Origin of the sequence: Amphritea sp. (genome assembly GCF_050300915.1) — a bacterium.
Lineage (GTDB): Bacteria > Pseudomonadota > Gammaproteobacteria > Pseudomonadales > Balneatricaceae > Amphritea.
Genome location: NZ_JBNKYN010000052.1, coordinates 1 through 24622 on the forward strand (window position 1 = coordinate 1; position 24622 = coordinate 24622).

General features: G+C 51.1%; 26 protein-coding genes and 1 pseudogene. 13 read left to right on the forward strand and 14 right to left on the reverse strand.

Translation table 11 applies throughout. From position 1 onward, the window contains the following. Positions 1–689 (reverse strand): annotated as a pseudogene (locus ACQY8X_RS13810) (efflux RND transporter periplasmic adaptor subunit); the annotation flags it as partial. A gap of 160 nt (positions 690–849) precedes the next feature. On the opposite strand from ACQY8X_RS13810, the gene ACQY8X_RS13815 reads away from it, so the two are divergent. From ACQY8X_RS13815 to ACQY8X_RS13825, 3 genes are read left to right on the forward strand one after another with little or no spacing between them, the layout of a single operon-like run. Beyond that, entirely contained in the window at positions 850–1719 is an 870-nt protein-coding gene (locus ACQY8X_RS13815) for an alpha/beta fold hydrolase (protein ID WP_428035722.1), read from the forward strand. Then, complete coding sequence (locus ACQY8X_RS13820) at positions 1716–2714, forward strand: hypothetical protein (RefSeq protein WP_428035723.1); 999 nt, start codon at positions 1716–1718, stop codon at positions 2712–2714. Before ACQY8X_RS13815 ends, ACQY8X_RS13820 begins: the two co-directional genes overlap by 4 nt. 19 nt (positions 2715–2733) lie before the next feature. Continuing rightward, on the forward strand, positions 2734–3375 hold the full coding sequence (locus tag ACQY8X_RS13825) for a DUF2959 domain-containing protein (RefSeq protein ID WP_428035724.1): 642 nt from the start codon (positions 2734–2736) through the stop codon (positions 3373–3375). Positions 3376–3434: 59 nt separating this feature from the next. On the opposite strand, the gene ACQY8X_RS13830 is transcribed toward ACQY8X_RS13825, so the two are convergent. From ACQY8X_RS13830 to ACQY8X_RS13845, 4 genes are read right to left on the reverse strand one after another with little or no spacing between them, the layout of a single operon-like run. Next, on the reverse strand, positions 3435–4136 hold the full coding sequence (locus ACQY8X_RS13830; RefSeq protein ID WP_428035725.1) for a hypothetical protein: 702 nt from the start codon (positions 4134–4136) through the stop codon (positions 3435–3437). Then, positions 4133–6775 (reverse strand): MlaD family protein, encoded by a 2643-nt coding sequence (locus tag ACQY8X_RS13835; RefSeq protein ID WP_428035726.1) that lies wholly within the window; start codon positions 6773–6775, stop codon positions 4133–4135. Before ACQY8X_RS13835 ends, ACQY8X_RS13830 begins: the two co-directional genes overlap by 4 nt. After that, entirely contained in the window at positions 6772–7443 is a 672-nt protein-coding gene (locus ACQY8X_RS13840) for a paraquat-inducible protein A (protein WP_428035727.1), read from the reverse strand. Before ACQY8X_RS13840 ends, ACQY8X_RS13835 begins: the two co-directional genes overlap by 4 nt. Continuing rightward, positions 7436–8071, reverse strand: a complete 636-nt coding sequence (locus ACQY8X_RS13845; RefSeq protein WP_428035728.1) for a paraquat-inducible protein A — start codon at positions 8069–8071, stop codon at positions 7436–7438. Before ACQY8X_RS13845 ends, ACQY8X_RS13840 begins: the two co-directional genes overlap by 8 nt. 37 nt (positions 8072–8108) lie before the next feature. Here ACQY8X_RS13845 and ACQY8X_RS13850 point away from each other — a divergent pair, with 37 nt between their 5' ends. The 5 genes from ACQY8X_RS13850 to ACQY8X_RS13870 all read left to right on the forward strand — a co-directional run bounded on the left by ACQY8X_RS13850 (position 8109) and on the right by ACQY8X_RS13870 (position 11144). Then, on the forward strand, positions 8109–9002 hold the full coding sequence (locus ACQY8X_RS13850; protein ID WP_428035729.1) for a fructosamine kinase family protein: 894 nt from the start codon (positions 8109–8111) through the stop codon (positions 9000–9002). A gap of 79 nt (positions 9003–9081) precedes the next feature. Further along, entirely contained in the window at positions 9082–9735 is a 654-nt protein-coding gene (gene pdxH / locus ACQY8X_RS13855) for a pyridoxamine 5'-phosphate oxidase (protein WP_428035730.1), read from the forward strand. A gap of 17 nt (positions 9736–9752) precedes the next feature. Beyond that, the gene (locus ACQY8X_RS13860) at positions 9753–10439 is read left to right on the forward strand and encodes an alpha/beta hydrolase (RefSeq protein ID WP_428035731.1); all 687 of its coding nucleotides are present in this window, start codon (positions 9753–9755) and stop codon (positions 10437–10439) included. Then, on the forward strand, positions 10440–10910 hold the full coding sequence (locus tag ACQY8X_RS13865) for an FKBP-type peptidyl-prolyl cis-trans isomerase (RefSeq protein WP_428035732.1): 471 nt from the start codon (positions 10440–10442) through the stop codon (positions 10908–10910). A 42-nt stretch (positions 10911–10952) separates the two neighbouring features. Beyond that, positions 10953–11144 (forward strand): YqaE/Pmp3 family membrane protein, encoded by a 192-nt coding sequence (locus tag ACQY8X_RS13870; RefSeq protein ID WP_428035733.1) that lies wholly within the window; start codon positions 10953–10955, stop codon positions 11142–11144. Between the two features lie 280 nt (positions 11145–11424). On the opposite strand, the gene ACQY8X_RS13875 is transcribed toward ACQY8X_RS13870, so the two are convergent. Then, positions 11425–11682, reverse strand: coding sequence for a hypothetical protein (locus tag ACQY8X_RS13875; protein ID WP_428035734.1), 258 nt, complete (start codon positions 11680–11682; stop codon positions 11425–11427). Positions 11683–12303: 621 nt separating this feature from the next. Between ACQY8X_RS13875 and ACQY8X_RS13880 the strand changes: the two genes are divergently transcribed. After that, positions 12304–12426 carry a hypothetical protein gene (locus tag ACQY8X_RS13880; RefSeq protein ID WP_299197122.1) on the forward strand — a complete coding sequence of 41 codons (123 nt, stop codon included), beginning with the start codon at positions 12304–12306 and terminating at the stop codon, positions 12424–12426. Positions 12427–12492: 66 nt separating this feature from the next. Here the strand turns inward: ACQY8X_RS13880 and ACQY8X_RS13885 are convergent, their stop codons facing one another. Continuing rightward, positions 12493–13614, reverse strand: a complete 1122-nt coding sequence (locus ACQY8X_RS13885) for a GGDEF domain-containing protein (protein ID WP_428035735.1) — start codon at positions 13612–13614, stop codon at positions 12493–12495. Positions 13615–13804: 190 nt separating this feature from the next. Then, positions 13805–14344, reverse strand: coding sequence for a carboxymuconolactone decarboxylase family protein (locus tag ACQY8X_RS13890; protein WP_428035736.1), 540 nt, complete (start codon positions 14342–14344; stop codon positions 13805–13807). 146 nt (positions 14345–14490) lie between these two features. On the opposite strand from ACQY8X_RS13890, the gene ACQY8X_RS13895 reads away from it, so the two are divergent. The 3 genes from ACQY8X_RS13895 (at position 14491) to ACQY8X_RS13905 (ending at position 17042) form a co-directional block, all read left to right on the forward strand. Then, complete coding sequence (locus ACQY8X_RS13895) at positions 14491–15096, forward strand: TetR/AcrR family transcriptional regulator (protein ID WP_428035737.1); 606 nt, start codon at positions 14491–14493, stop codon at positions 15094–15096. 139 nt (positions 15097–15235) lie between these two features. Next, positions 15236–15742 carry a hypothetical protein gene (locus ACQY8X_RS13900; protein ID WP_428035738.1) on the forward strand — a complete coding sequence of 169 codons (507 nt, stop codon included), beginning with the start codon at positions 15236–15238 and terminating at the stop codon, positions 15740–15742. A 196-nt stretch (positions 15743–15938) separates the two neighbouring features. After that, positions 15939–17042, forward strand: a complete 1104-nt coding sequence (locus tag ACQY8X_RS13905; protein ID WP_428035739.1) for a GGDEF domain-containing protein — start codon at positions 15939–15941, stop codon at positions 17040–17042. 42 nt (positions 17043–17084) lie between these two features. Here the strand turns inward: ACQY8X_RS13905 and ACQY8X_RS13910 are convergent, their stop codons facing one another. The 3 genes from ACQY8X_RS13910 to ACQY8X_RS13920 form a co-directional block, all read right to left on the reverse strand. Beyond that, on the reverse strand, positions 17085–17918 hold the full coding sequence (locus ACQY8X_RS13910; RefSeq protein ID WP_428035740.1) for a DNA-binding domain-containing protein: 834 nt from the start codon (positions 17916–17918) through the stop codon (positions 17085–17087). After that, entirely contained in the window at positions 17915–18778 is an 864-nt protein-coding gene (locus ACQY8X_RS13915) for a DUF692 domain-containing protein (protein ID WP_428035741.1), read from the reverse strand. The genes ACQY8X_RS13910 and ACQY8X_RS13915 overlap by 4 nt, the downstream gene beginning before the upstream one ends. Before the next feature lie 129 nt (positions 18779–18907). Further along, a complete protein-coding gene (locus ACQY8X_RS13920) occupies positions 18908–19372 on the reverse strand; it encodes a hypothetical protein (protein WP_428035742.1) in 465 nt (154 codons plus the stop codon). A 319-nt stretch (positions 19373–19691) separates the two neighbouring features. Here ACQY8X_RS13920 and ACQY8X_RS13925 point away from each other — a divergent pair, with 319 nt between their 5' ends. Next, positions 19692–20663 carry a DUF6635 family protein gene (locus ACQY8X_RS13925; RefSeq protein WP_428035743.1) on the forward strand — a complete coding sequence of 324 codons (972 nt, stop codon included), beginning with the start codon at positions 19692–19694 and terminating at the stop codon, positions 20661–20663. A 28-nt stretch (positions 20664–20691) separates the two neighbouring features. Here ACQY8X_RS13925 and ACQY8X_RS13930 read toward each other — a convergent pair whose 3' ends face one another. The 3 genes from ACQY8X_RS13930 to ACQY8X_RS13940 form a co-directional block, all read right to left on the reverse strand. After that, complete coding sequence (locus tag ACQY8X_RS13930; RefSeq protein ID WP_428035744.1) at positions 20692–23112, reverse strand: EAL domain-containing protein; 2421 nt, start codon at positions 23110–23112, stop codon at positions 20692–20694. Between the two features lie 39 nt (positions 23113–23151). Beyond that, a complete protein-coding gene (locus ACQY8X_RS13935; protein ID WP_428035745.1) occupies positions 23152–23910 on the reverse strand; it encodes a transporter substrate-binding domain-containing protein in 759 nt (252 codons plus the stop codon). Positions 23911–24147: 237 nt separating this feature from the next. After that, entirely contained in the window at positions 24148–24519 is a 372-nt protein-coding gene (locus tag ACQY8X_RS13940) for a YacL family protein (protein WP_428035746.1), read from the reverse strand. Between the last annotated feature and the right edge of the window lie 103 nt (positions 24520–24622).

The window sequence follows — 24622 nt, forward strand, 5'->3', positions numbered from 1 at the left end:
ATCTGGCTGCGCTCCAGATCAAGTGCGGCACTGTCACGCATCGCCGTGGCCTGCTTCAGCTGCGCTTGCAGTTGTGCCAGCTGGTTAGGGTGGTCATCAATGGCTCTTTGACGGCTGTTCAGGGACAGTGCTTGCAGCTGTTTGGTCTTGCGGGCGTCATCCAGCTGATTCTGGCTGGCCAGTTTGCGGCTGCTCAGGTCCTGATAACGTTCCAGTGTCAGCTGGGTAATGCCGACCAGTTCCTGCTCTATTTTTAAGGCTTTAATGTTGGCCTGATAACTGACTTTCTCTGCTGCAATCAGCGCCTCAATTCTGTCAACCTCAGCTTGTTTTTGCGCCAGCAACAGTGACGCATCACGATTATCCAGCTGCACCAGTAACTGTCCGGCACTGACGTTTTCGCCCTCGGAAACCAGTCGTTTTTCAACAAAGGCGTTAATTGATGAGGAAAGGGTGCTGCTGGAAGGTGACTCGATCTGACCATAAAGCGATAGCTGAGGTGAATAACGTGCCGGTTGTGCGTTAATAATTTTAACTGTCCAGACTTTCTCTTTTGCCGGGCGTGAGGGGGCTGTTGGTTTAGTGACTTGCAGCACAACAAAAACCGCAACCGCAACCAGCAAAATCACAAGGGATAACAGCCATTGCTTGTTATTTTGATAAAAAGAGTTTGCTTGCTGTTCAGCCATTACCTGTCCGTCAGTCGCTGTAGTGAATAGATTAGCAAATCATAATACATCTGGTGAAGCGCGTAAGTAGATTTGTTCCACCCTTTACAATTCTTTACCAGATGTTAGCTTTACGTAATTGGCTGAGATTCAGATGATCTGCAGATAACAGGAGATAGTTATGCGAACCCGATCAGTGATGGCGCTCGATCCCCTGGGGTTTCATCGGGTGGTATATCATGAGTGGGGCGATGCCGATAACGACCGGGTGCTGGTGTGTGTCCATGGTCTGGCGCGTAACAGTCGTGATTTTGATGAATTGGCACGGGCGCTCTCCAGAGATTATCGGGTGGTATGCCCGGATATGCCGGGGCGAGGTAAAAGTGACTGGCTCGCACCTGGCGTAAATTATGATATTCCCCGTTATCTGAGCGATATGGCAACATTGTTGGCGCGTCTGGACGTTGATCAGGTCGATTGGATCGGCACCTCCATGGGCGGCATTATTGGTACCTGCCTGGCGGCATTGCCAAACTCACCGATCCGTTCACTGGTGCTTAATGATATAGGCTGTTTTGTGGGTAAAGCCGCGTTGCAGCGGATTGCTGAGTATCTGGGTGATCATCGTTTTGACTCCGTTGCGGCTGTAGAACAGTATATGCGTACCACCTATACCGCTTATCAGGGGCTGAGTAATAAACAGTGGCAGCATCTGGCGAGGTATGGACAGCGGCGGATCTCGGATGGTCAGTATGGGCTGCACTACGACCCCCGCATTGCCGAGCAAAGCCGGGAGATACAGGATCAGGATATCGATCTGGAGCCTGTCTGGAGTCAGGTTAACTGTCCGCAGATGCTGATCTGGGGAGACAAGTCCGATGTGCTGACGGCGAATACGGTCGAGCGCATGCAACAGCTACGTCCTGATATGGATCTTTACCGGATTCCGGGGATGACCCATGCGCCATCTCTGATGGAAACGGAACAGATAACGGCAATCCAGCGGTGGTTGCGTGATAACCGGGTTAAAAATCAGGGAGCAAAACGATGAGTTCACTTTGTAAATGGCCTCCCGGTCAACTCTGTTTGACGCCAGCAGCGCGTGAGCAGGCGGTGCGCCAGGTTGAAAAAGCGTTTGCCTCGACGCTGGAGTCACTGAAGGTCGATATCGGTCTGGTAGAGCTGCTGGAATCGATCTATGTGCCACTGGGCGCCTGGCTGGTCGCTCGTAAAGAGCAGCAACAGGGGCCGCTGGTGGTGGGAATCAATGGTGCGCAGGGGGCGGGTAAGTCGACCTTGTTTAATCTGCTGGAGGTGATACTCGAAGAGGGGTTTGATCTGAAAGTGGTCGGCCTGTCGATTGATGATCTCTATAAAACCCGGGAAGACCGGGAGCAGCTGGCGCACTCGGTTCATCCTCTGCTGAAAACCCGCGGCGTGCCCGGCACCCATGATGTCGATCTGGGCCTTGAGCTGCTGCGTGCACTCAAGGGGGAGTTCGGTGAAGAGCGACGAAATGTAAAAATCCCGGTGTTCGATAAATCAATCGATGATCGCTGTCCCCCTGCTTTATGGCAGGAGTGGCATGGTAAAGCCGATGTAATTGTGCTGGAGGGCTGGTGTGTTGGCGCTTCAGCACAGTCAGAGAGCCAGCTGGCTGAGTCGGTTAACGATCTGGAGCGTAGTGAGGACCCGCTGGGGTTCTGGCGCAACTATGTTAATCAGCAGCTCGAAGGTAGCTATAAAGAGCTGTTTGGCATGATCGATGTGCTGATTATGCTTAAAGTCCCGAGTATGGAGTCGGTGTTTGAGTGGCGCTCCCAGCAGGAGAAAAAACTGGCAGAGCGGGTGCGCTATTTCTACGATACCCAGCAACCCACCCAGCATCTGCGGATTATGAATGAGCGCGAGATCCGCCGCTTTATTCAGCACTATGAGCGGCTGACCCGAAATATGCTGGAAGAGATGCCCGGCCGTGCGGATGTCTGTCTGGAGCTGAATCAGAACCATAAAATCGGTAATATCCGTATCAATAAACCATTGTGACTGATTCAGAAGGAATCTTATGAAACGCATATTACTTGTTTGTTTGCTGGCGCTGCCGTTGCTTAGTGGCTGCCAGAGTGCCTATTACTCGGCGATGGAAAAGGTTGGCATCCATAAACGGGATATTCTGGTTGACCGGGTTGAAGACACTCGTACCGCTCAGAATGATGCTCAGGAGGAGTTTGTTTCAGCACTGGAGCAGTTTCGTAAAGTAGTGAACTTTGATGGCGGTGAGCTGGAGTCGGTCTATAACGATATGCAGTCCGCTTACGATGACAGTGAAGCGGCCGCTGAGTCTGTCAGTGATAATATTCGCAAGGTTGAAGATGTTGCCGAAGCGTTGTTTGATGAGTGGCAGGAGGAGCTGGACCAGTACACCAATACCAAGCTGCGCAGCCAGAGTGCCCAGACTCTGAAAGAGACAAAATCCCGTTATAACGCCCTGCACACCCGGTTGAAACGATCGGAAGCGAAAATGCAGCCGGTGCTGGCGGCGCTGAAAGACAACACCCTGTTCCTCAAACATAACCTCAATGCCCGGGCAATCGGTTCATTGAAGGGGGAGTTTGGTGGCATTAAACGGGATATTGATCGGTTGCTGGCAGAGATGCAACGCTCTATTCAGGCATCGGATCAGTTCATTAAAGAGATGCAGCAATAAAAGCCGTTGCTGCTCGTAGCGCGTAGCGCGCAACAGTATTTTGCGCCCTTGGGGGGACCTCAGATGGGCAGGAAGGTCATGGATGCAGCACTCTGTACCACCCGGGTGATGTTGCGGTTGGTGGTGTCTGCGATAAGTAGCGCCATCATGTCCTGCAGGCTGATCAGTTTGCCAAATAGCCGTTCATAACTGAGGTTGCGGATGCCATCCTCTGAAATACCATTGCTGAGTATATAGCGTTCGCCATGGCTGTCTCTACGATTGTTCAATTGCCAGGAGACGGTTTCCAGGTTGCGGGCGCTGTTATACAGCTTTTGCTGATCAATCTCGTCGAGGATAAAAAACTCATCCTGATAGTTATAGGCGGAGTAGAGCATACTGCTGATACCGGCCATCAGCGCAAACACCCGGTCCCCCTGATAGGTTTCACTGAAGCTGAGGGTGATAGCGGCAGTGCCTTTTAAACCATTAAGTTCGGTAAACCCCTGGATGCGCTGATTGCTGAAAATCTGTGAGATGCGTTTTTTAACCGTGGTGCCGGGTGGGGCTTTCGCCAGCTCCCGGGGGTTGCGCTTATACAGTTTGATTGTCAGTTCACGGCAGAGCTTACTGGTCTCTTTGATATGCATATCGGTGACACTGTCGATATCGCTTTTCGCCAGATTGCTGAGTTTGAAGTTGCTGGCAGAGTTGGTGGCACAGCCGGTTGATAACACCAGCATGCAGATCAGACCGATCTGCCGCAATCTGACAAACCTCACTTGCCGGGCTCCTGCTCATATAGTTTAAACTGATAACCTGAGCTGACCGGATCGCTGTTCGTGTCGGCTGTGCTGAAGGCGATGCCTCCCTGAACAAAACTTTCCAGATTTGTCGTTTCCACTTTTAGTCCTTTAAACAGGCCAAATTCGGCATCAATGCCGCCAATATTCCAGAATCTGCTGGTTTTATTAATCAGCGTCTTATAGCGCTCTTTGATGTTCACAAAGAGTTTTACCTGTTGATTATCGTCACTCAGCTCATAGCCCGAGACATAACCCACCGGCATCCCCCGGAAGTAGATATTACTGTTGATATCGATGGCGCCGAGCTGTGGGGTTTGCAGCACAATGTTCAGTCCCGGCAGACTGCGTTCTGCCGGACTTTCAGACAGTCCGGTAAAACTGAGCTGCTGCGCTCCGGTGCCCGGCAGTGCTTCGATATGGTTACCGGCGATCAGGGTTTCCGGGTAGTCGATTCCGGACAGGTTAACCCGGGGGGCGGCGATCCAGAAGCGGGAGCCGCTATGGGCCAGCATAGCCCCCTCATCGGTCAGGGCGATGCGGGTTTCAGCGCTGCCCAGGCGATCAAGTAGTCGCACCTGCTCCACTTGGCCCATCACCAGCCCTTTAAAATAGACATTCGCTCCGACAGTGATATTGGGGCCGGGTGGAAAGGTGACGCTGATATCTGGCCCTTTCTGTAACGCTTTAGTGCGCTTGTTGTAGAGTTTATACAGCTGGTGAGAGGTGGCGGCTTTGCCGTTATCCCTAAGGTTGGCGAAGGCGATGCCACCCCGCAGGAGTGTCTGCACCGACTCGGTGTGAATGTTTACACCACTGCGGTTGAGGCTGGCATCTACGCCACTGGCATTCCAGAAGCGGCTCTGATCCGTGACCAGGTGGCGGTAGGGCTTATCGATCAACAGGTGGATAATGACACTGTCATCCTCTGACAGGGCGTAGTGGCTGACTGTGCCGACAGTCAACTGCTTGTACAGCACCGGTGCGCCGCTGCTGATTGACCCCAACTCTGTCGCTTGCAGCCGCACGGCCAGCTTGTCGGCATTTTCCTGATATAGCAGGCGTCCCTGTTTGCTGGCATTGTCAAAGTTTTTGAACAGGTGAAAGCTGTGTTCCTGTGCTACGGTTTTCTGATCCCGGGTATCAGGCGTGAAGAACGCGATACCCCCGTTGATAACACTGCTGAGCGAGCCGCTCTCCAGCTCCACGCCATCGACACCGGCCTTAACTTTGATGCCACTCTCCTCCCAGAAGCGACTGTTGTGTTTTACCAGATCGGCGTACTGCTCCTGAATGGTGGCATAGATCTGTACGCCGCGACCGTCAGCACTGAGTTCATAGCCGTTTACTTCACCCACCGGAATCTGCCGGTACATCACCGGCGAGCCAAAATCGAGAGACCCCAGCCGGTCGCTCTCAAGGCGGATGTTCAAGCCCGATATTTCGGGCCGGTGAGCGGGTGGAGTAGAAAGCGCGGTGAAGTTAAACATCGCCTCCCCGGTGCCCGGTTGCAGAACGATGGCAGACCCCTGAATCAGATCACCTATGTTCTGTAACCGGTTCAGGGACAGCTTCGGTTTGGGTAACCAGAAATGACTGCCCGAACGCAGTAGCGGCCGTGCCCGCGGATCGATCAGCAAGCGGGCATTGAGGGTGGTCAGATCTTCGCTCAGCTGCAGACTCTGGACCCGGCCGATCTGAATTCCTTCACTGATCACCCGGGTACCCTCATGCACATTGGTGCGGGCAGGAAACCTGACATTAACGACAATGCCATCCTCTGCGGCTTCAAAGTCGGGAAACAGGTGAAATTGATGCCCCGGGGTCAGAACACTTTCATCATCGGGAGGGGTATAGAAACTGATGCCGCCAGCGATGATCGCTGCCAGCGAGCCAAAGCGCAGATCTATCCGTGACAGGTTGGCTTTCAGGCTGATGCCACTGGCGTTCCAGAAGCGGGTGCTGTCAGTGATCAGGTGACGGTAACCGGGCTCGATAAACAGTTCAATACGGATCTGTTCACTGCTATCGGTCAGGCCGAAATTGATCACCTCGCCCACCTCTATCTGGCGATAATAGACTTTGGCGCCGCGCTGAATCGACTGGGCCGAATCCGCTAACAGGGAGAGATAGAGCCCTTGCCGGTCTTTTAGTGGCGGCGGTGGTTCATTATCGGCGACGAAGCTGAAACGCTCTCCACCCTTACCGGGCTGCAACTCTATATAGTAACCGGAGAGTAGGGTATCCAGACCTTTGACACCACTGAGGGATATCTGCGGCTTAACCAGCCAGAAGCGCGTGCCCTCGACGAGAATCTCGGCCGCTTCTTTCTCCATCTCGATCACGGCGGTTACGCTTTTGAGGTCTTCATTGAGCTTCAGTGTTTTGATTTTTCCGGTTGGCAGGCCCCGATACATCACCCGGGTAACACCGGCTTCCAGGCCCTCCGCTGTTTCAAACTGCACCTCAATCATAATGCCTGCGTCCTGGTAACTCTTAATCACCAGCCATCCGGCAATGATCGCTGCCAGAAAGGGTAGCAACCAGACCACCGATGGTCCGCGATGACGCTTGATCAGCGGTGTTGCCGGGACATTATCGGTTTGAGGGGTACTCATCGTTCATCCTTTTGATCAGTATTCTCGGGGGGCAGATCCGCTTCCGGCATGCCGTTATCCCAAATCAGGCGTGTGTCGAAGGCGATTGCAGAAAACATGGTCAGTAACACCACTATCGCAAAGGCGGTTGCGCCACTGTTGCCTTCAATATGGGCAATATTACCCAGTTGTACCAGTGCTACCAATATCCCTATAACAAAAATGTCCAGCATCGACCAGCGGCCAATCCACTCCACTACGCGGAACATCATGGTTTTCTGGCGCAGATTGGTCTGCAGGTGAAACTGTACGGTGCAGAGTAAAATCGTCAAAGCGATAATTTTCAATACGGGTACGACGATGCTGGCGATTAATACCACCAGACCGATCATCAGCATATCCTGTTCCAGCAGGTGGAGTATACCGCCAAGAATGGTGCTGGGTTCTCCCTGGCCAAATGATTTGAAGGTCATAATCGGTAGCAGGTTTGCCGGCAGGAACAGCAGTACTGCCGCCAGCAGGCTAGCCCAGCTGAGGTTCATCGAATTGGGTATACGGCTGTGCAGACGGGCACCGCAACGGTCACAGTGTTGCCCCTCCTGATCAATATTGTGGAGCTTCTCACAATCGATGCAGAGCAGATAGCCGCTATTACGGGCGGTGCGCCGGGGTGCATAGTGATCAGTCATCGGCGCATCTCTGTTGGCGGTGCAGATCGATCTCATGCCAGATCTGATGTGGATTGAAAAAAATACTGCTGAGGGTGATAACCACGATCAGCGCGCCGAGGCTGTAAAGGCCCAGGCCTACATCCAGATCGGCAATATCTTTCAGCTTAATAATTGATATCAGCACGCCGAGCAGAAAGATCTCCAGCATCCCCCAGCCGCGCAGGTGCTGATAACCAAGCATCGCCTGCCTGAGAAAATGTCCCTCCCAGCGGTAATGAAGGTTGGCGCTGATATAAAACAGAGCGACCAACTGGATCAGTGGCACCACGACTGCAAACAGCAGAATCAGCAGGGCAACCAGCGTTAGTCCCCCTTCGTAAAGAGACATCGCACTTTGCAGAATAATTTCACTCTGACTCTGGCCAAACACCTGTAAACTGAGAATGGGGAATATGTTTGCCGGAATAAACAGAATCAGGCCCGCGACCGAGAGTGCCAGCAGGCGTTCAATGCCATTGGGGGTGGTGTAATATAAACGGGCATGACAGCGGGGACAGATAACATCCTCGCCAGGCTGGTTTGCTACCCGTTCCATCAGCAGATCACATTCGTGACAAGCGATCAGTTGTTCAGGTGTGCCATGCATTGCGATATTAACCGTTGCTGAAAACAGAACTCAGAGTATGCCAGATTTGTTACCTCAACCCATAGTCAAATGGATAGAACAACACTCTTTGCAGCTTATCAGGGTGTCGCCGCTGAGTGGCGGTTGTGTGGCACAGATCAGCAAGCTGACCCTGCAAAGTCCGCAAGGCAACCGCGTGGAGTGGGTTCTGAAACAGATGCCGGATGCGACTGCTGAGCCAGCTGCCGCAGAAGTCAGAGGATTAAAAACGCTTGGCTATCAGACAGTTGAGAGTCATACCCTCAGGGTGCCAGAGGTGCTGCTGCAGGCCGGGAACAGCTTGCTGATGGAGTATCTGTCGCCTGCATCCCCTGCCGATGATTTTGACCAGCAGCTTGGCATGGGGCTGGCATTGCTGCATCGGTGCCGCGATCAGGCGGAACGCGGATTTGGTTTTGAATGCGATACCTTCTGTGGTGGCACGCGGCAAGTGAATCACTGGCAGGCGGATGGCTACCGTTTTTATGCGCAACAACGTTATCAGTCGCTGGGCGAACGCTGTCTGGCACTCAAACTGATCTCTCATACGCTGTTTGATCAGCTGTTGCAGTGGTGTGACCGGTTGCCTGAACGGGTTCCCGCTCAGCCTGCGGTGCTGCTGCACGGTGATCTCTGGTCGGGTAATGTCATCTGTGGCCCCCATGGGGAACCGGTGTTGATTGATCCGGCGGTCTATTATGGCTGGGCAGAAGCGGAGCTGGCGATGACGCTGATGTTTGGCGGATTTAGTCAGCGCTTTTATCAGATCTATGAAGCTCACAGCGATATTCTTCCGGACTGGAGAGTGCGCGCTGATCTCTACAACCTCTATCATTACCTCAACCATCTGTTGCTGTTTGGCGGTGCGTATCTCCGTGATGTTGAACGCATTGTGAAGTATTATAACGGCTGAATAATCTGTATCAGCACGACGGCAAGCGGTGCTGCATGATGGATTGTAAAATCACAGCGTTTTAATTTTCAGGTTATCTATGAGTCAATCCGATCAGGGTGATTTTAAAGCCCTGCGCCGAGAGTATGAGGCGCACCCTCTTAACCGGTCAGATCTCGTGGCTGATCCGGTGCAGCAGTTTGCTGACTGGATGCAGACAGCTACCGAATACCGTCCCGATGACGCTACCTCAATGACGCTGGCCACCGCCAGCGCGTCGGGTATGCCCTCGGCACGAATCGTTCTGCTGAAGCATTTTGGCGCTGAAGGCTTTGCCTGGTATACCGACTATCGCAGTCACAAAGGGCAGGAGCTGGCGGACAACCCTCAGGCTGCGCTGATGTTTTACTGGTATGGACTGGAGCGGCAGGTGCGGATCCAGGGCCGGGTGGAAAAGCTTTCTGCGGCTGAGGGGCGCAGATATTTTAACGAACGCCCGGTTGGCAGTCGCATCAGTGCCGCCATCTCGCATCAGAGTTCGGTGGTCGACAGCCGTGAAACGTTGGAGCAGGCGGTGGCTGAGTTGCAGCAACAACACCCTGATGGGGATATTCCCTATCCGGAGTTCTGGGGCGGGTATCGTCTTATCCCCAGCCATTTCGAGTTCTGGCAGGGACGGGCGAGTCGTCTCCATGACCGTTTCAGCTATACGCTGGTGGATGGTCAGTGGCAGATCGACCGACTCTCTCCCTGAAGGCTGACGGAGCTTAAATGATGACTGAACAACAACTGTCCTGTGTCGAAGTCGAACCGGCGCAACCCGCGGTTGCCAGCGTGATCTGGTTGCATGGTCTGGGGGCTGACGGACATGATTTCGAACCCGTAGTACCGGCGCTTAATCTGCCGGATACACTGCCAGTCCGGTTTGTGTTTCCCAATGCGCCGGTGCAGCCGGTCACGGTGAATGGGGGCTGGGAGATGCCCGCCTGGTATGACATTCTGGAGATGAAGCTGGAACGCAAGATTGATGTGGATGGCTTACTGCGCTCTGTCAGTCAGATTAATGTGCTGATTGAGCGAGAAATATCCCGGGGAGTCCCCTCAGAAAAAATCGTGCTGGCCGGCTTTTCTCAGGGCGGCGCGGTGGCTTACCATACTGCACTTTGCTGTCCCAAACCGCTGGCGGGTCTGCTAACCCTGTCAACCTACGTGGCCACCGCCGAACTGATTAAACAGCACCGCAGTGATGCCAACCGGTCAATACCGGTTGCGATCCATCATGGCAGTGAAGATGATGTGGTACCGATGACACTGGGTGTGCAGGCTTGTGAACTGCTGCAACAGCAGGGATATCAGCCTGAATGGCATCGCTGGCCCGTCGATCACGGCCTCTGTCTGCCGGAAGTCGAAGCGATTGGCAGCTGGCTGACAACAATATTAACCATGGAAACTAACTGAATGAATATCAGCAATAACTGCTATGTCGAGATCCACTACAACCTCTTTAATGAAGACAAGGAGAGAGTGGATAGCTCCAGGGATGGCGAGCCGCTGCCCTATATTCATGGCCAGAAAAACATTATCCCGGGGCTGGAGCAGGCTCTGGACGGGCGTGCCGTGGGCGATACATTTACCGTTACCATCGCACCTGAACAGGGCTATGGCGACTATGACGAGGAAAAAGTCAGTATTATTGACGCCGAGTCGTTTGCCGGTTTTGATGAGATAGAAGTGGGTATGTTATGCCAGCTGGATGATGAGGAAGGCGAACCGCAACTGGTGATGATCACTGAAATTGATGAGGCCGAGGGTGAAGTTACGATTGATGCCAACCATCCGTTTGCCGGACAAACCCTCAACTTTGAAGTTGAAGTAATCAGCGTCCGTGAAGCGACCGAAGCGGAGCTGCGTGACGGCATTATCGGCTGATAGTGGCCGGATTGATGAGGTAATAAAAAAGGAGATTTAACTATGCGATTGTTGTTAGCTCTGCTGCTTCCCTGGCTGCAGTTTTTTACCATCGGCAGGCCTTTTGCGGGCATCATCTGTCTGATACTTCAGTTGACTCTGGTAGGGTGGTTGCCAGCCGCGATCTGGTCGGTATACGAACTGAGTCAATATAATACCGACAAAAAGATAGATGCTGCCCTCGGGGGGAAATAACCCGTTACGTTCGCCTGCTTAACTGACAGAATCTAACTCAACGGCTGAGGTGATGAGCTTAACTTCAGTATCTTGCCAAAGCCTTCCCATCCGGACCGGTACCTCTTTATATCTCAATTTTTATTGAGGTACCGGGCCGCGCGCAGTTCACCGGCTTCCCTTCCTCTGTGTTACTTACAATCCGCTACTGGCTGTATCTGTCCAGGTCGGTTATATCAGTATACAGAGCAGCGTTTCCGCCACCGGTGACTACAGATCACTAAGAAAACTCTTCAGGTGATTAAACTTTTTCCTTCCATTCCATGTCGCCAATCTGAACGTTTAACCACTCAAATCCAATTCGTTTAGCAACCGCTGCCGCGCCATCAAGACTTTTAAATTCCCGCTCACTTCTTGAACGTTGCAGATCGAGAGTCAGTACCTCGTTCTGTTTTGTGATGAATTTCAGCCGCCAGCCACGGGCAATAGAGACCGGTGCTGCCTGGCAGGAATCAAATACCCCAGCTTTAAATAGTAGCTTTATTTCTCTCTCTTGCATGATCAATACCTTTTTAATGAAGGTTCTTAAATAAGTTAAGATTATTATATAGTAATATTTGATTAATCGAAAGTTATTTATGTCTTTTGTGTTCCTATAAGTTATTGTTTTTAAAGGTATTTTAAAGTTTTTCTATGAGGGGATTATAGGCTGTACAGTTTTTCTGTAACTTGTTGATATTAAATGACTTATTATTTTTTTATCCGGCCCGTCTGTGATTGTATTTTTCTATCTATGAGTCCTGTTTTTCTCCTTAAGATTTATCAAAAGATATATTTTGATAAATCAATAAGAATGATTGACTTTATGCTTTGGGAACTGGTGGATTAGAGGGGGGATCAGTCTTGTTGAACCGGCAGAAGAGCCGCACAGATATCGTTGCCAGATGACGCAATATTTACGGTTAATACGAGGGAGGTAGCGGCTTAGCACTTGTATCTGCCGTTGAGTATTAGCTGGCATTTACGGCTGAGCTGTCAGGGCGGGATTACAACCAGATATGTCAGGAGCTATTTTGTCGCCAGCAGGCTATCACTCTACTTATTGAGTTATATCAATATCCGCTAATGTCATCAGGAGTAGTATCAATACCAAGTTTGAAACACAAAAAAGGTAACTGTTATGGATCCGTATCTGTTCGAAACGCTGTGGCCTAGCCTGCTAGGTGTTGCTGCAATGGCTGGCGCTATGATCTGGGGGTTTATCAAAGTGCGTAAGCTTATGAGTGACGATGGTAAAAAGTAATTTGCTTTTCCACGACTAAAGAGGCCGCATCGTGCGGCCTTTTTAATGTTCTGAATTCAGGTGCTTTCAGCTTTCCTGTTGTACCGACATAACGCAGTTGCGACCCTGCTCTTTGGCTCGGTATACGCCCTTGTCTGCCGCTTTGATCAGCTCTTCCGGATTGAGCATCGTCGCAGTCCGACAGGCCACACCGACACTGATGCTGCCATGCCATATGCCGTTATCTCCGACGGGGACACGCATTGCTGCAACTACCTTACGCATTTTTTCAGCAACCAGCAGGCCTCCCTGCAGATCCGTAAAGGGGCAGAGGATAAGAAATTCATCACCCCCCAGACGGGCGGATACGTCATCGTTCCTGACCGCCTCTTGTAGCACCTGAGCTAGTTGGCGCAACACGACATCACCGGCGTCATGGCCAAAACTGTCATTGATCTGTTTAAAGCCATCGGCATCAACCATCATGCAACACAGCGGGCTGCCGTTAGCCAGGCTTTCCCGCCACAGATCGTTCAGTATCTGTATCGCATGGCGCCTGTTCGGCAAGTTTGTGAGTAGGTCGGTCATCGCGATGATTTCAAGTTTGCGGTTCGCGTTTTCCAGGTCCCGGGTGCGCTCTTCGACCCTTTGTTCCAGTGTCCGGTTGAGATTTGAGAGTTCCTGGTTACGTTCAGACACCTGATGAAATAAGCCAGTCAGTGCCGCAAGTAATGGCCCTGTCGATGACTCCTGTTGCTGCTGTTCCTGTTGAAATGCCTCGGCGGGCGAGATGCCGCTTTCTATTCTGAATATCTGTCGCGCCATCGACTTGTCGGTCCCCAGGATATGGTAAGCCAGCCAGTGAATGAGAAACTGCATCGCTTTTTCACAGCGATCCATGGTGTGTGGCGTGATCGATTGCCGAATCGCCTTAACCTGATCGATAAAGTGCTGGTGAGCTTCCATATGAGGGGTGAGATAGCGGGAGTCGAGACCGGCCTGAAGCATAAAGCCTTCCTCTTCTGAGAAATGGTAGTGGGTGTAATTGGTCAGCTCGGTAAACAGTGCCTCTATCTCAGCATAGGTGGGTTGTTCCTCTCCCGATATCAGCGTACCAAAACGATTGATCACGTTAACAAGATGGTGGTGCTGCTTATCGACATCATCGATACCTGTGAAGAAATTCTGATCCCAGTGAAATGATTCCATACCGCGGTTCCTGAGGCAAAATGCTAAGTGGAGAACAGGTCGATCTTACCCGGAAAGGAATCAGGGATATAGTATATGGGTCGTTTCATGTTACTGAGTGGGACCCGTTCAGGGAGGGCTATTGTATGGCTGGCAGTTTGGTTTAAGTGACGCAGAGGCCAGTCACCAGGGACTGGCCGGGTGATGGTGATCAGATAAAGGCAGCGAAGCGCTCATCAAGGGGGGTATCTGCCAGATGATTGATATAGTTGCTCATGACCTTTTGTGACAGGCCAAGAATAATCTCCAGCAGGTGCTTCTGGGTGTAGCCAGCCGCATAGAATTTTGCAATATCAGACTCGGCAACCTTTCCCCGGTTACGAACGATCAGCAGGGTGGTATCGTGAAGCGCCTGAAGTTTTGCGTTGGGCATTGGCTGCCGGTTGCGCAGCGCACTGGTCAGTGCATCATCTACTTTCATCATCCTGGCGATAGCGGCATGAGCTGGAACACAGTAGTGACACTCATGTTCAACGTTGATTGTTTGCCACACAACTGTCAGTTCATCAGCATCAAAGGAGCTTTCCTGAAACCACTTATGCAACATTTGGTAAGCTTCGAGGACGACGGGGGATTCCGCCATTACGCCGTGCAGGCTTGGTAGCGAGCCAAAGTTTCTGATTGAGTTCTGCAACAGCGGCAGGCTTGCCTCGGGTGCTGTTTCCAGCGTATGTACTGTTAAATTATTCATCATAGAACCTGTTTAGTTAAGTTGGTGTTGGTTTGACGATTGCGTGGATAGCGTATTTGAGCAACTGTTCAACAATTTCAGATTATTTGATTTTGAGCAGATGTTCAATATAGAATTTGAACATCTGCTCAAAAAAGGTTGGTGAGATGGCGAATATTGCTAAATATGATCGTGAAGAGGTCATTCACAAAGCGATGATGTTGTTCTGGGAAAAGGGTTTTAATGGCGCCTCTACCCGTGATCTGCAACAGGCAATTAATATGCGGCCAGGGAGTATCTATGCTGCGTTTGGCAATAAAGAGAAACTCTATAGCGAAGCGCTTGAATGTTACTCGCGAGAGATGGCTGCAATACTGGAGCAAAGGATCGCTGAAGAGGGAACGCCGTTGGCGGGGTTGGAGGCATTTTTTCGCAACGTGGTGATTGAGCGGCGCGAAATAAATCCCAGTGAGATCTGCATGTTGGTGAAAACCTTGTCGGAAGTGCGAGATGATCAGCCCGAACTGATGCGTTTGTCCCGCGAGTTACTTAAACGTACGGAAAATCGTTTTGCCGAGATTCTGCAACAGGCGATTAAGCAAGGGGAGATCGCGGAGCATTCTGATCCGCGGATCCTGGCAAAACACCTTCAGGTGCAGATGATAGGCCTGCGTATCTATATGAAGACGAGTCTTAATGCGGGGGCTGTCGGGGAACTGATTGAGACCGTTTTTAACAGCCTGAGAGTAGATCGGAGGGACTGCCCAAGTTGAGTAATTGTTGCTGTGGCGTCTCTTTTCGGGCAATCAATTAAGCGTATAGTGTGCTGAGGAGTTTAAATCTGTATGGAGCCCCGGTGGCCGTATGCCATCTTTTTTTGTTATCACTGCGTTTTAGGTTAGAGGCTCATCTATGAAACCTGTCAGCAGGCTACTGTCTGTCACTCTCTCTGTTCTGTGTATCTGTCTGCCGGGTTCTGTATTGACTGGGTGTGGTAAGGAGCAATCGCAGGAAACCCAGTCTGCCATTATGCAGCAGATTGACCCATCGAATCAGCAGGCGTTTGTTCGTCAGATGGTGGGTAAATATCTGATATTAAGCAATCAGCTGAAGAGTCAGTATCAGGATTTTAAGGCTGCAGATGATGCGGATGGTTTTGTTCTCTATCGTAATACTCGCTGGACCCCGGACTATATTGGCACCAAGAGTGCCTACGAAAAGATATTCTATGATCAGAAAGCGTATATCTACCGGCATCAGTTGGATGGGTTGTTTGACCGCTTTTTCGGTTTGCACAAGCTTGCAGTCCATTTGAAGCACTGTCTGATTGAAAAAGACTGGAAGCTGGAACAGCAGGTACTGGCAAAGATGGCTCAGGACCAGGCTGAAGTAAACGCTTACCTCCTGTTGGCACCATAACTGGTTATCGCACTGTGTCAGCGGTCAGCGTAGTGCTTTTATATAATTGACTTTAACGCGCTGCATAATTACCGTGGTTATATAGCTGTTTTCTGGTGTTAGCTCAGATCTCTCATTAACGCTGGTAGATCCCTGGGTTCTTCTTGCAAGCTAAAAGCACCACAGCATAACAGCCAATGGTCTGGAGTGCCGATGTATGATTAAACAGTTGTTACAGGGGCCGAATCCTTCGGCGCAAACTGATTATCATCGTTTACAGGTTATCCTGACTATCGCGCCGCTGGCCGCATCGGTGCATTTCCTGCTGATCCCTTTTTTTTATTTTTCCGGTGTCGAAATTCTCGCTGCCCTGAATTGTGTCAGCGTCCTGTTATGGATTTACGGCATCCGGCTGAGTAAGCAGTACCGGATTGATCTGGCAATCCAGATTTTCTGCAGTGAAGTTTTGTTGCACTCGTTGGTTGTCTCCTATTACCTGGGGCCTGATCCAGGTTTTCAGTATTATCTTTGGTCGATGTCGGCTCTTGCGGTTATGGACACCAGTAATAGCCGTTTCAGAGTGTTTGTTACCGCGATCATGCTGGTTCTGGTTTTTGCCCTGCTCAATGCTGGGGTGTTCAGTCCTGTATTAGCGTTTCCGTTTACTGAATATATCTTTTACATGAAGCTGGTGAATATGGTGGTGTCGGGAGTTCTTTCGATACTTGCTATTATGATTATGCGGGAGTTCCATCTGAGGCAGCAGGCGGAGTTAAAGCAGTTGGCAGATATTGACTGCCTGACGGGGGTATTCAATCGCAGACAGGGGGGGGTGTTGCTGGAGCAAGCCTGTCAGATGGCCCTAAGAAAAAAGCATCCACTTACCGTCGTGATGGCGGATATTGATCGATTTAAACAGATTAATGATCGCTATGGGCATGCGGTCGGGGATAGTGTGTTGTGTCAGATAGCTGACCTGCTGCAAAACAGTATCCGCAAAAGCGATGCACTGATCCGTTGGGGCGGAGAGGAGTTTCTGATTCTTCTTCCTGATGCCACAGATCTGGATGCGCAACAGTTGCTTGGTAAAATTAATCCACGCATAGAACAGTTATACAGTGCTAATGACATACCTGAAGCCCCAGTTACTCTTAGCTTTGGGGTCGCCCAGTGGCATACAGCAGAACCGGTAGAACAAACTATTATGCGAGCAGATAATGCGCTCTATGTCAGCAAGCAGGAGGGACGAAGCCGGATCACTCTGGCGGATAAAATGGGTTGTGATGATCAGCCATTAAGTTCATTTCAGAACGGCGGGTAATGGTTCTGATTCAAATGTTTCTCTCTCTGTGCAGCTGTGCGATTAAAACTTTGGCGATTTCGCCATATTGAGACGGGGTGGTGTGGCTTTATCGGCGAGCAGGGAGACCCAGCCCAGTTCAAGCCAGCGCACCAAAATGCTTAGCAGCTCAGCGGCTGCAGTTGCCTCGCCGACATTCGCTGCGGTGATCTCTGCTGCGGTAGCGAAACTTTCACCCTGAAGGAAACTGTCGATTAAGTGCTGTTCCAGTGGTGCTACTGAGCGAAATTCGGTAAGCCTCTCCCGGTTGCGCCAGATACCCCAGCAGCCAGGTTGCCGTGTCGGGTCAGGTGGCGTCTGCTCCGCCTTGATCGCCTGCCAGATCTCCACCGTATTATACTGGCTGGTAAACAGCTGCAAGCTGGGATGAAAGCGTAACTGCATCCCGGGCCACCGCTGCGGTGCTAGTTGTTGCAGCTCCTCTGGTGATGCGGTTTCCCGGTCTGGGGCATCGAACGATGATAGTAAACTGCGTTCAAACCGTGCCAGCTCCGAAATATGCGGGTACTGGCTGAAAAATGCATCCTGATACAGGTATTCTGGAAGCGGATCACAATAGTAGCGAAGTGAACGGTATCGGCTTGGAACGGCTTCAATATAGCCCTCTACCATCTGTTCAAACAGTTCATCACCGAGATAGCTGCCGAGCACTGGATGATCGTTATCGATCACCTCCCGAAGACGCAATCGATAACCGCTTTGATAGATTGACAGACGTTGTTGTGCATCGAGGTTATGGTCACCGGCGATATGACCGGTAATAGTATTATCCCCAGTCAGCAATGCTGCCATCATCTGTTGTTGGCGCAGGCGTAGCATTCCGCTTGATCTGCTCATCTGATCTCCAGCTGGGGTACAGGCGTCCTGGATTGCCGCTGGGGCAGTATTGCGGCGGCAAGATCACGGGCGATCTGCAACTCTTCCAGCAGTTGCTTCAGCGGTGGAATATTATCATCTCGCTCAATCATCGTACTGATGGCACCAAAGCGATGCAGGGCCTGGCAATACAGTTGCCATACCGGATCGCAGATATCATGGTCATGGGTATCAATGACATGGGTGCCGTAGTCACTGTGACCGGCGAGATGAAACTGGCGCACTCGCTCCGGGTTGATAGAGTTCAGGTAGGTCTGTGCATCAAAATTATGGTTGCGTGAGCTGACATAGATATTGTTGATATCCAGCAGCATCAGGCAGTCTGCCCGTTCAACCACTTCACTGTAAAACTCCCACTCGGACATCGCGGATTCGGTATAACTGATATAGCTGGACACATTTTCCAGCAACAGCTGTCTGCCCAGTATCTCCTGCACCTGCATGATTCTTCCGGCGATATGCTCAATCGCCTCTTCGGTGTAGGGCATCGGTAGCAGATCATGACTATTAACGCCTTCCAGACCGGTCCAGCAGAGGTGATCAGAGATCCAGTGGGGCTGTACCTCATTGGCCAGCAGTTTCAGACGCTGCAGGTATTCTTTATCCAGCGGCTCGGTGGAGCCGATCGACATCGATACGCCGTGCATCACCATTGGATATTGTTCACGAATGGCGTGCAGATAATATTTGGGTTTGCCTCCGGCAACCATGAAGTTTTCTGAGATAATCTCAAACCAGTCGACATCGGGACGGGTATCCAGTACATCCTGAAAGTGCTGGGTTCGCAGCCCGAGGCCAAAGCCCAGAAAGTGATCGTTCATGGCAACTCCTGTTGCGGGGATGTTGGCTAACGTTGCGGTATAAAAACAGCTGTATTTGCGGCGCCAGAGCGCCCTTCAAAAGGGCGCTCGTACGCTGACCGAAAATTCAGCCGTTGATTGCAACAATGATTAACTGCCGGTTTTACCACCGATATCGGCGCAGGATTTTGCCGTGGTCATCACAAAACCGGTGCCTTTGCATGAACCGTGACCAGCACAGGCATTGTCGGCGGTTTTACAGTCATTATGGCCTTTGCAGACGTTCACGCCAAAGCACTGGGTAAGCTCTGCTTTAGCAATCTGAGCACGCCAGTCATCACGCACCTTACCGCCAGCATCTTTGCAGGCTTTAACCGGCATCGCAACAAAACCCTGTCCTTTGCAAGACCCCATCCCTTTACAGGCATTGTTAGCGGTTTTGCAATCGTTATGCCCCTGACAGCTGTTGATCCCGTAGCAATGCCCAAGTTCGACGGTATTCGTTGGCGCGGCGGTGGATGAGTTGGCAGCATTCGCGCCCACACAACCGGCGAGACCTGCTGCCGCCATGGCGATAGCGGCACCGGAAAGTTTGGTTTTCATCGTGGTGTTCATTGTTATTTTTCCTCTGGTTTTGTGGTGGCCTCCGGCCTGTTCAGGCAGATCAACTGTTGTTGATCACGGAGGCCCTTAAAATACTTCTGAAGCGGTATAATTCAGAAACGTTCAGTGGATGCGAAACCAGTATTGATGATGAAGTTGAAATGAACCTGAAAATTTCAGCCGGAATCATGGACAGGCAAAAAAATGTTACCCTGCCGGCGGGGTGTGAATGCTAAACTGCCCGACAGGTCCAGGTACTAAGATATCTGTTGGGAACCCCCGGCCCGTCAGAGGGTCTTAGCCATCGAATTCAGAGTTATGATTAAAGCCAATGCATTCAGCAGAACCTGATAAGCAGATAACCGATATTGCGCTGCAAGCGGCGATTCAGGCGGCGGTTGTCAGCGGTATTCGCCGATATTTTGCGAGCTGCCGTGGGCGGGTGCCCGGATTTATCAAACAGCACTTCAGCTATCCGGCGGCCTTAAAAACTAACCGGGTGGCGTTCGGTTTTGATGTTTTGCGGGCACCGGTCAACCTGTTCTGGGCACCGCTGTTTGCATTGGTGAGTATGATCCGTTTCTTGCTTGGACGTTTTCCCCGATTAGGCGGGTTATACCGTTTACTGGGGCGCTTTCCCGCAGGGTTTACCACCCAGGTGCAGACCCATATCAGTGAGCTGGTGCTGCATGACCTGTTGCAGCATAGGCAGTCAAATGCGTCTCTGAGCTGGTTTATTGCTGAAGAGTTGAGAGCGCTGTATCAGCAGAGCGAGGTGCGGCACACCAATATCGAAAACTTTCATGCCCGGATGGAGCCTGTGGTTGAGGAGGCGCTGGCTCAGTATCGCATTACCCGCACTGCCTCAGCGGATATTACAAACACACTTTCCTGCACCGTACTGGGCGCTTTTGCCTTTCAGAAGTTCACACCGGGAGGGATAGGAATTGCCCTGTTACTGGCAACGATGATCAGTACTAAACTGGCGGCCAGTGAGTTTGTTCTGGGAGAAACCCTGGGCAATCTCTATTACAGTCTCTTTCCACCCACCCCCACTCTTGGAATAACCGTTGCCACGATTGCCGGAGTGTTATCGTTGCTGTCGGCATGTGCGGCGCTGTCGGGGGTTATCTCCGATCCGTTGCAGGCGGCTACCGGTCTGCATCGCTATCGGTTGCATAAGATGTTGAATCATATGGAACAGGATATGCTCCGCCAGAGCAATAACAGCTTTCGTCCAAAAGATCAGTATGTTGCCCGGATCATGGAGTGCTTCGATCTGATCAGAGCCGGGCTGCTATAACCGCGTCAGCGTGTTGGACGATAGTGGGTTACGCCAGTGAACTCTGGTGTGCTTGCTGCAACCGGTCGTAGAACTGTTCGGCGTTAACCGGTTTGGAAAACAGATACCCCTGGAAACAGTTGCAGCCCAGTTCCATCAGTGCACTTCTTTCATTCAGGGTTTCAACACCCTCGGCGATAACGGTCAGGTTGAGTCGGTCCGCAGTAGCGATGATCACCTCGACGATTGCCGCCAGCTCAGATGAGGGGCGTAGTCCCGTGACAAATGAACGATCAATTTTGAGGATATCCAATGGCAGGTAGCGCAGGTATTTGAGGGATGAATAGCCTGTGCCAAAGTCATCAATGGCAAAAGAGATGCCTCGCTGCTTCAGCAGTTTCATTTTGCTGCAGGCGGTCTCAAAATTATTCAGCAGCATATTTTCGGTGATCTCCAGCTCCAGCAGCAAGCCCGGGACCTCTGCTGTTTCAAGCAGATTCAGCAGACGATCAACAAAATCGATCTGCATAAACTGCAACGGACTGATGTTGATGGCCAGACGTTTAAATGATTCCGGTAAGCCCTGTTTACGCCAGGCCGCTAGCTGGTTGATCGCCTGCCGTAATACCCAGTCGCCGATCTCAAGAATCTGGCCACTCTCTTCAGCGATACTGATAAAACTCCCCGGCAAGATGATCCCTTTATCCGGATGTCTCCAGCGTAGTAGTGCTTCAGCCCCAAGAATCTGGTCATCACTATTTACCTGGGGTTGATACCAAAGCTCAAATTCACTGTTCTCCAGTGCCAGGTGCAGCCCTTTTTCCAGCTCAAGCCTTTCCTGTGCGGAGGATTGCATCTCCGGATCGAAAAATTGATAGCTGTTTCGCCCCAGTGCTTTTACACGGTAGAGAGCCGTGTCGGCGTGGCGCAGGGTTTCTGTTGCACTGCTCTGCTTATCAGGAAAAACGGCTATGCCGATACTGGTACTACAGAATAGCTGGTGGCTATCTACATTAAACGGGATCTGCAACTCTGCCAGAATTTGCAGGGCACAGTTGGCGGCTATTTCGGCACAGAGTTCAACCGAGCTGCCGCTATCGGGCAGCAGAACGACAAACTCATCTCCGCCAAAACGGGCGCAGGTCGATTTTTCAGGTAGTATCCGGGTCAGTCGTTTGGCTACCTCGCAAAGGATCGCATCGCCAACCGAATGACCCAGGGAGTCGTTGATGGTTTTAAAACGATCCAGGTCCATATGCAGAACTGCGCCATAGCGCTGACTGTCCTGATGCAGTTTCATAACACTATTCAGCCGGTCGATAAACAACCTGCGGTTGGCCAGTCCGGTCAGCGTATCAAAGAAGGCCAGATCGAAAATCTGTTTTTCCGCCTCTTTTCTGACAGATATATCCCGTGCCAGAATCAGAATGTAGTCGTTGTCATGCAGCCTCATCCGGATGCAGCGGGCCTCCACCGGGAAACAGTCCCCCTGAGCGCTGCTCTGAATATCCTCTACGGTACTGACCTGCTTCTCTTCAATGGTGACAAACAGTGCTTGCAGGGCGCCGGCTGAGTAGTTTTTGCTGAAGTTCGCCAGTGACTGGCCGGTTAATGAGCTTTCATCGGTTTTGAGTGACTCGGCCGCCTGGTGGTTAACTCGTACAATGGTGCTATCCGGCAGACAGAGAAACATTGCATCACCCGCATTGTCCATCAATGAGCGGGAGAAATATTCGCTTTTAGACAGTTGTTCAATTGTTTCCTTAAGCTGATCGGTTTTATCTTTTCTCTCCTCCCAGAGACGGGCAAACCCGGCTACCAGCTCTCCCAGTTCATCGGGTTTATCGTAGGGCAGAGGGGGGCAATTGTCATTTTGCCGCAGTCGGTTGACCCAGTTAGCTATATTCAGAATGGGCAGCGACAGATAACGATAGATTAACAGTAAAAAAATGGATGCCAGAATCAGGCTGGAGATAATCCCGATAGAGAGGCTCGTCATGGCGCGGTTGGCATAGGTGTTAGCGATATGGACGGTATCCAGATCAATGATCAGCCGGGCGTTATCCTGATTGGGTGGGGTAATGAGTAATGGTTCATCAATATGACGGTCGATCTGGAGGAGGTTTTTTGCCACCGAGGCTAACCAGGTCTGCTCGGCAGCTACGCGACTGCTTTCGGCGAGATTGTCGCCAAAATCATCAATGATAGCGGCATGGTAGATGAGAGGGTTTGATATCAGTGTCGAGGTGATCTCCTCTGCCAGTTCAGTATTCAGGTTGTAGACCGCACGGGAGGCGGCCTCTTTATGCAAGCTGATGATCTGTCCAACGGTGAGCTGGAGGTCGTGTTGCTCCACATCATGATTATTATAGATCTGCCATCCGGTCGAAATCAGTCCCAGTAACAGCGAAATAAATAATACGGATCGCGCCTGTTTAAACGCGATACGATGAATAAACTTACAACTCAATGGGGTTCCCCCTGTGTTGTCCTGAATAAAACGGCCACTTCATTGGAGGTCCGACCGTTCATATTTTTTATAAATGGCAGCAAACTCACCTGAACGTTTAATCAGACTGAGCCCGGAATTGAATTGATCAAGCAGCGCTTGGTTACCGGGATAGTCTTTACTCAGACAGAGGTGTAATGGTGTACTGCCGCCATCCTGAAAATGGTGGATTTTAATTTTATCCAGCAGGCCGAGGTTTCTGGCCTGGTAAATTGTTGGCAGTTTGACGTTATAGAAGATGTCGACGTTTCTGTACACGACAGAACGGATGCCACTGGCAATATCGGGAGTGGTTGAGTGGGTTATACTGTTCGCGCTGAGCTGCTGTTCGACCCCCCATTCGCCTATTGCGATCACCTGATAATGGTGCAGGTCAGCTAAGCTGACCAGCTTGCTGGCATCGAACTCTTTGGTGGTGATGGCAACCCGGGTGTTTTCACTGGTGGGGGCACTGAATAGCATAAATGCCTCCCTGAGCGGATTTCTGGCGCAGGACAGAGAACCCACTATTTTGCCATGCTGCATATTTTTGATAATACGCTTCCAGGGCGCTGCAGAGATGGTGGCCTGAATGCCAACGGCTGCAAATGCAGCGGTCACAACCTCGACATCAATACCGCGGATATTATTTTGTGGGTCAATAATGGTGTAGGGGGGAAAGTTCACAGTATAAAGCTGAACCTGATGACCATCTGCAGCGGCAAAGCAGCTCAGGGCCGTCAATAAAATAGATGTCGCTGCAGTATGAAACGAAAACATTCAGATCCCTCTTAAATGAATACAGGCTTGGTATTACTTCCGTCTAGCCCTCGTATATTGTTGTCATTCCTATCTTTATAAAGTAATAGCGCCTTCGTTACAACGCGGCCAGAGCGCGCAGGTAAGCGAACAATGATGCTTTTGAGAATAGCCTGTTAAGCGTTTTTTTGCGAATGGTTGTGCCGCTATCACGGGGCGTCTTTGCGGTGCTAATAATGCCCGGCGGGGGTGTTGGCGTTATTCTGCTGAAGTAAACTGCTGCCAGCCTTCAATGATCTCAATAAAATCATCCAGACCGCAACTGGCGGTGGATTGCTGATCATAGAACACCAGGTCATCTTTCGGTTGCTCCTCTTCAAACTCAGAATCCAGCGCATGGGCACGTACTATCGCCTCATCCTGATTCAGTAACAGGTTGTATTCGGCCCCTTCCATCAGATAATCCAGACGCTGATGACTTTGCAGCTGGGTAATAATTGATAACAGTTCAGCGATCACCAGCTGGCGGCTTCTTAACTCATAGGTCAGCCAGTAACCGAGCGCCTCGTGGCCCATGGAAAATTCTGCCCGAAAGGCTCCGTATATATCGTGGGTGAAATCGTAATCCACAGCTGCTCTCTTTACCGGTTAAAATATTTGTTGGAATGCCGGTTGAGCATAGCATAGCTATTACTGCTTGGATGCTGGAATCGTTGCGTGATAACCATAACAG

What these genes read in the sequence shown, in the direction of transcription:
- ACQY8X_RS13815 (WP_428035722.1), top strand. Translation starts at nt 850, where the DNA reads ATGCGAACCCGATCAGTGATGGCGCTCGATCCCCTGGGGTTTCATCGG.
- ACQY8X_RS13820 (WP_428035723.1), top strand. Translation starts at nt 1,716, where the DNA reads ATGAGTTCACTTTGTAAATGGCCTCCCGGTCAACTCTGTTTGACGCCA.
- ACQY8X_RS13825 (WP_428035724.1), top strand. Translation starts at nt 2,734, where the DNA reads ATGAAACGCATATTACTTGTTTGTTTGCTGGCGCTGCCGTTGCTTAGT.
- ACQY8X_RS13835 (WP_428035726.1), bottom strand. Translation starts at nt 6,775, where the DNA reads ATGAGTACCCCTCAAACCGATAATGTCCCGGCAACACCGCTGATCAAG.
- ACQY8X_RS13840 (WP_428035727.1), bottom strand. Translation starts at nt 7,443, where the DNA reads ATGACTGATCACTATGCACCCCGGCGCACCGCCCGTAATAGCGGCTAT.
- ACQY8X_RS13845 (WP_428035728.1), bottom strand. Translation starts at nt 8,071, where the DNA reads ATGCATGGCACACCTGAACAACTGATCGCTTGTCACGAATGTGATCTG.
- ACQY8X_RS13850 (WP_428035729.1), top strand. Translation starts at nt 8,109, where the DNA reads ATGCCAGATTTGTTACCTCAACCCATAGTCAAATGGATAGAACAACAC.
- pdxH (WP_428035730.1), top strand. Translation starts at nt 9,082, where the DNA reads ATGAGTCAATCCGATCAGGGTGATTTTAAAGCCCTGCGCCGAGAGTAT.
- ACQY8X_RS13860 (WP_428035731.1), top strand. Translation starts at nt 9,753, where the DNA reads ATGATGACTGAACAACAACTGTCCTGTGTCGAAGTCGAACCGGCGCAA.
- ACQY8X_RS13865 (WP_428035732.1), top strand. Translation starts at nt 10,440, where the DNA reads ATGAATATCAGCAATAACTGCTATGTCGAGATCCACTACAACCTCTTT.
- ACQY8X_RS13870 (WP_428035733.1), top strand. Translation starts at nt 10,953, where the DNA reads ATGCGATTGTTGTTAGCTCTGCTGCTTCCCTGGCTGCAGTTTTTTACC.
- ACQY8X_RS13875 (WP_428035734.1), bottom strand. Translation starts at nt 11,682, where the DNA reads ATGCAAGAGAGAGAAATAAAGCTACTATTTAAAGCTGGGGTATTTGAT.
- ACQY8X_RS13880 (WP_299197122.1), top strand. Translation starts at nt 12,304, where the DNA reads ATGGATCCGTATCTGTTCGAAACGCTGTGGCCTAGCCTGCTAGGTGTT.
- ACQY8X_RS13885 (WP_428035735.1), bottom strand. Translation starts at nt 13,614, where the DNA reads ATGGAATCATTTCACTGGGATCAGAATTTCTTCACAGGTATCGATGAT.
- ACQY8X_RS13890 (WP_428035736.1), bottom strand. Translation starts at nt 14,344, where the DNA reads ATGAATAATTTAACAGTACATACGCTGGAAACAGCACCCGAGGCAAGC.
- ACQY8X_RS13895 (WP_428035737.1), top strand. Translation starts at nt 14,491, where the DNA reads ATGGCGAATATTGCTAAATATGATCGTGAAGAGGTCATTCACAAAGCG.
- ACQY8X_RS13900 (WP_428035738.1), top strand. Translation starts at nt 15,236, where the DNA reads ATGAAACCTGTCAGCAGGCTACTGTCTGTCACTCTCTCTGTTCTGTGT.
- ACQY8X_RS13905 (WP_428035739.1), top strand. Translation starts at nt 15,939, where the DNA reads ATGATTAAACAGTTGTTACAGGGGCCGAATCCTTCGGCGCAAACTGAT.
- ACQY8X_RS13910 (WP_428035740.1), bottom strand. Translation starts at nt 17,918, where the DNA reads ATGAGCAGATCAAGCGGAATGCTACGCCTGCGCCAACAACAGATGATG.
- ACQY8X_RS13915 (WP_428035741.1), bottom strand. Translation starts at nt 18,778, where the DNA reads ATGAACGATCACTTTCTGGGCTTTGGCCTCGGGCTGCGAACCCAGCAC.
- ACQY8X_RS13920 (WP_428035742.1), bottom strand. Translation starts at nt 19,372, where the DNA reads ATGAACACCACGATGAAAACCAAACTTTCCGGTGCCGCTATCGCCATG.
- ACQY8X_RS13925 (WP_428035743.1), top strand. Translation starts at nt 19,692, where the DNA reads ATGCATTCAGCAGAACCTGATAAGCAGATAACCGATATTGCGCTGCAA.
- ACQY8X_RS13935 (WP_428035745.1), bottom strand. Translation starts at nt 23,910, where the DNA reads ATGTTTTCGTTTCATACTGCAGCGACATCTATTTTATTGACGGCCCTG.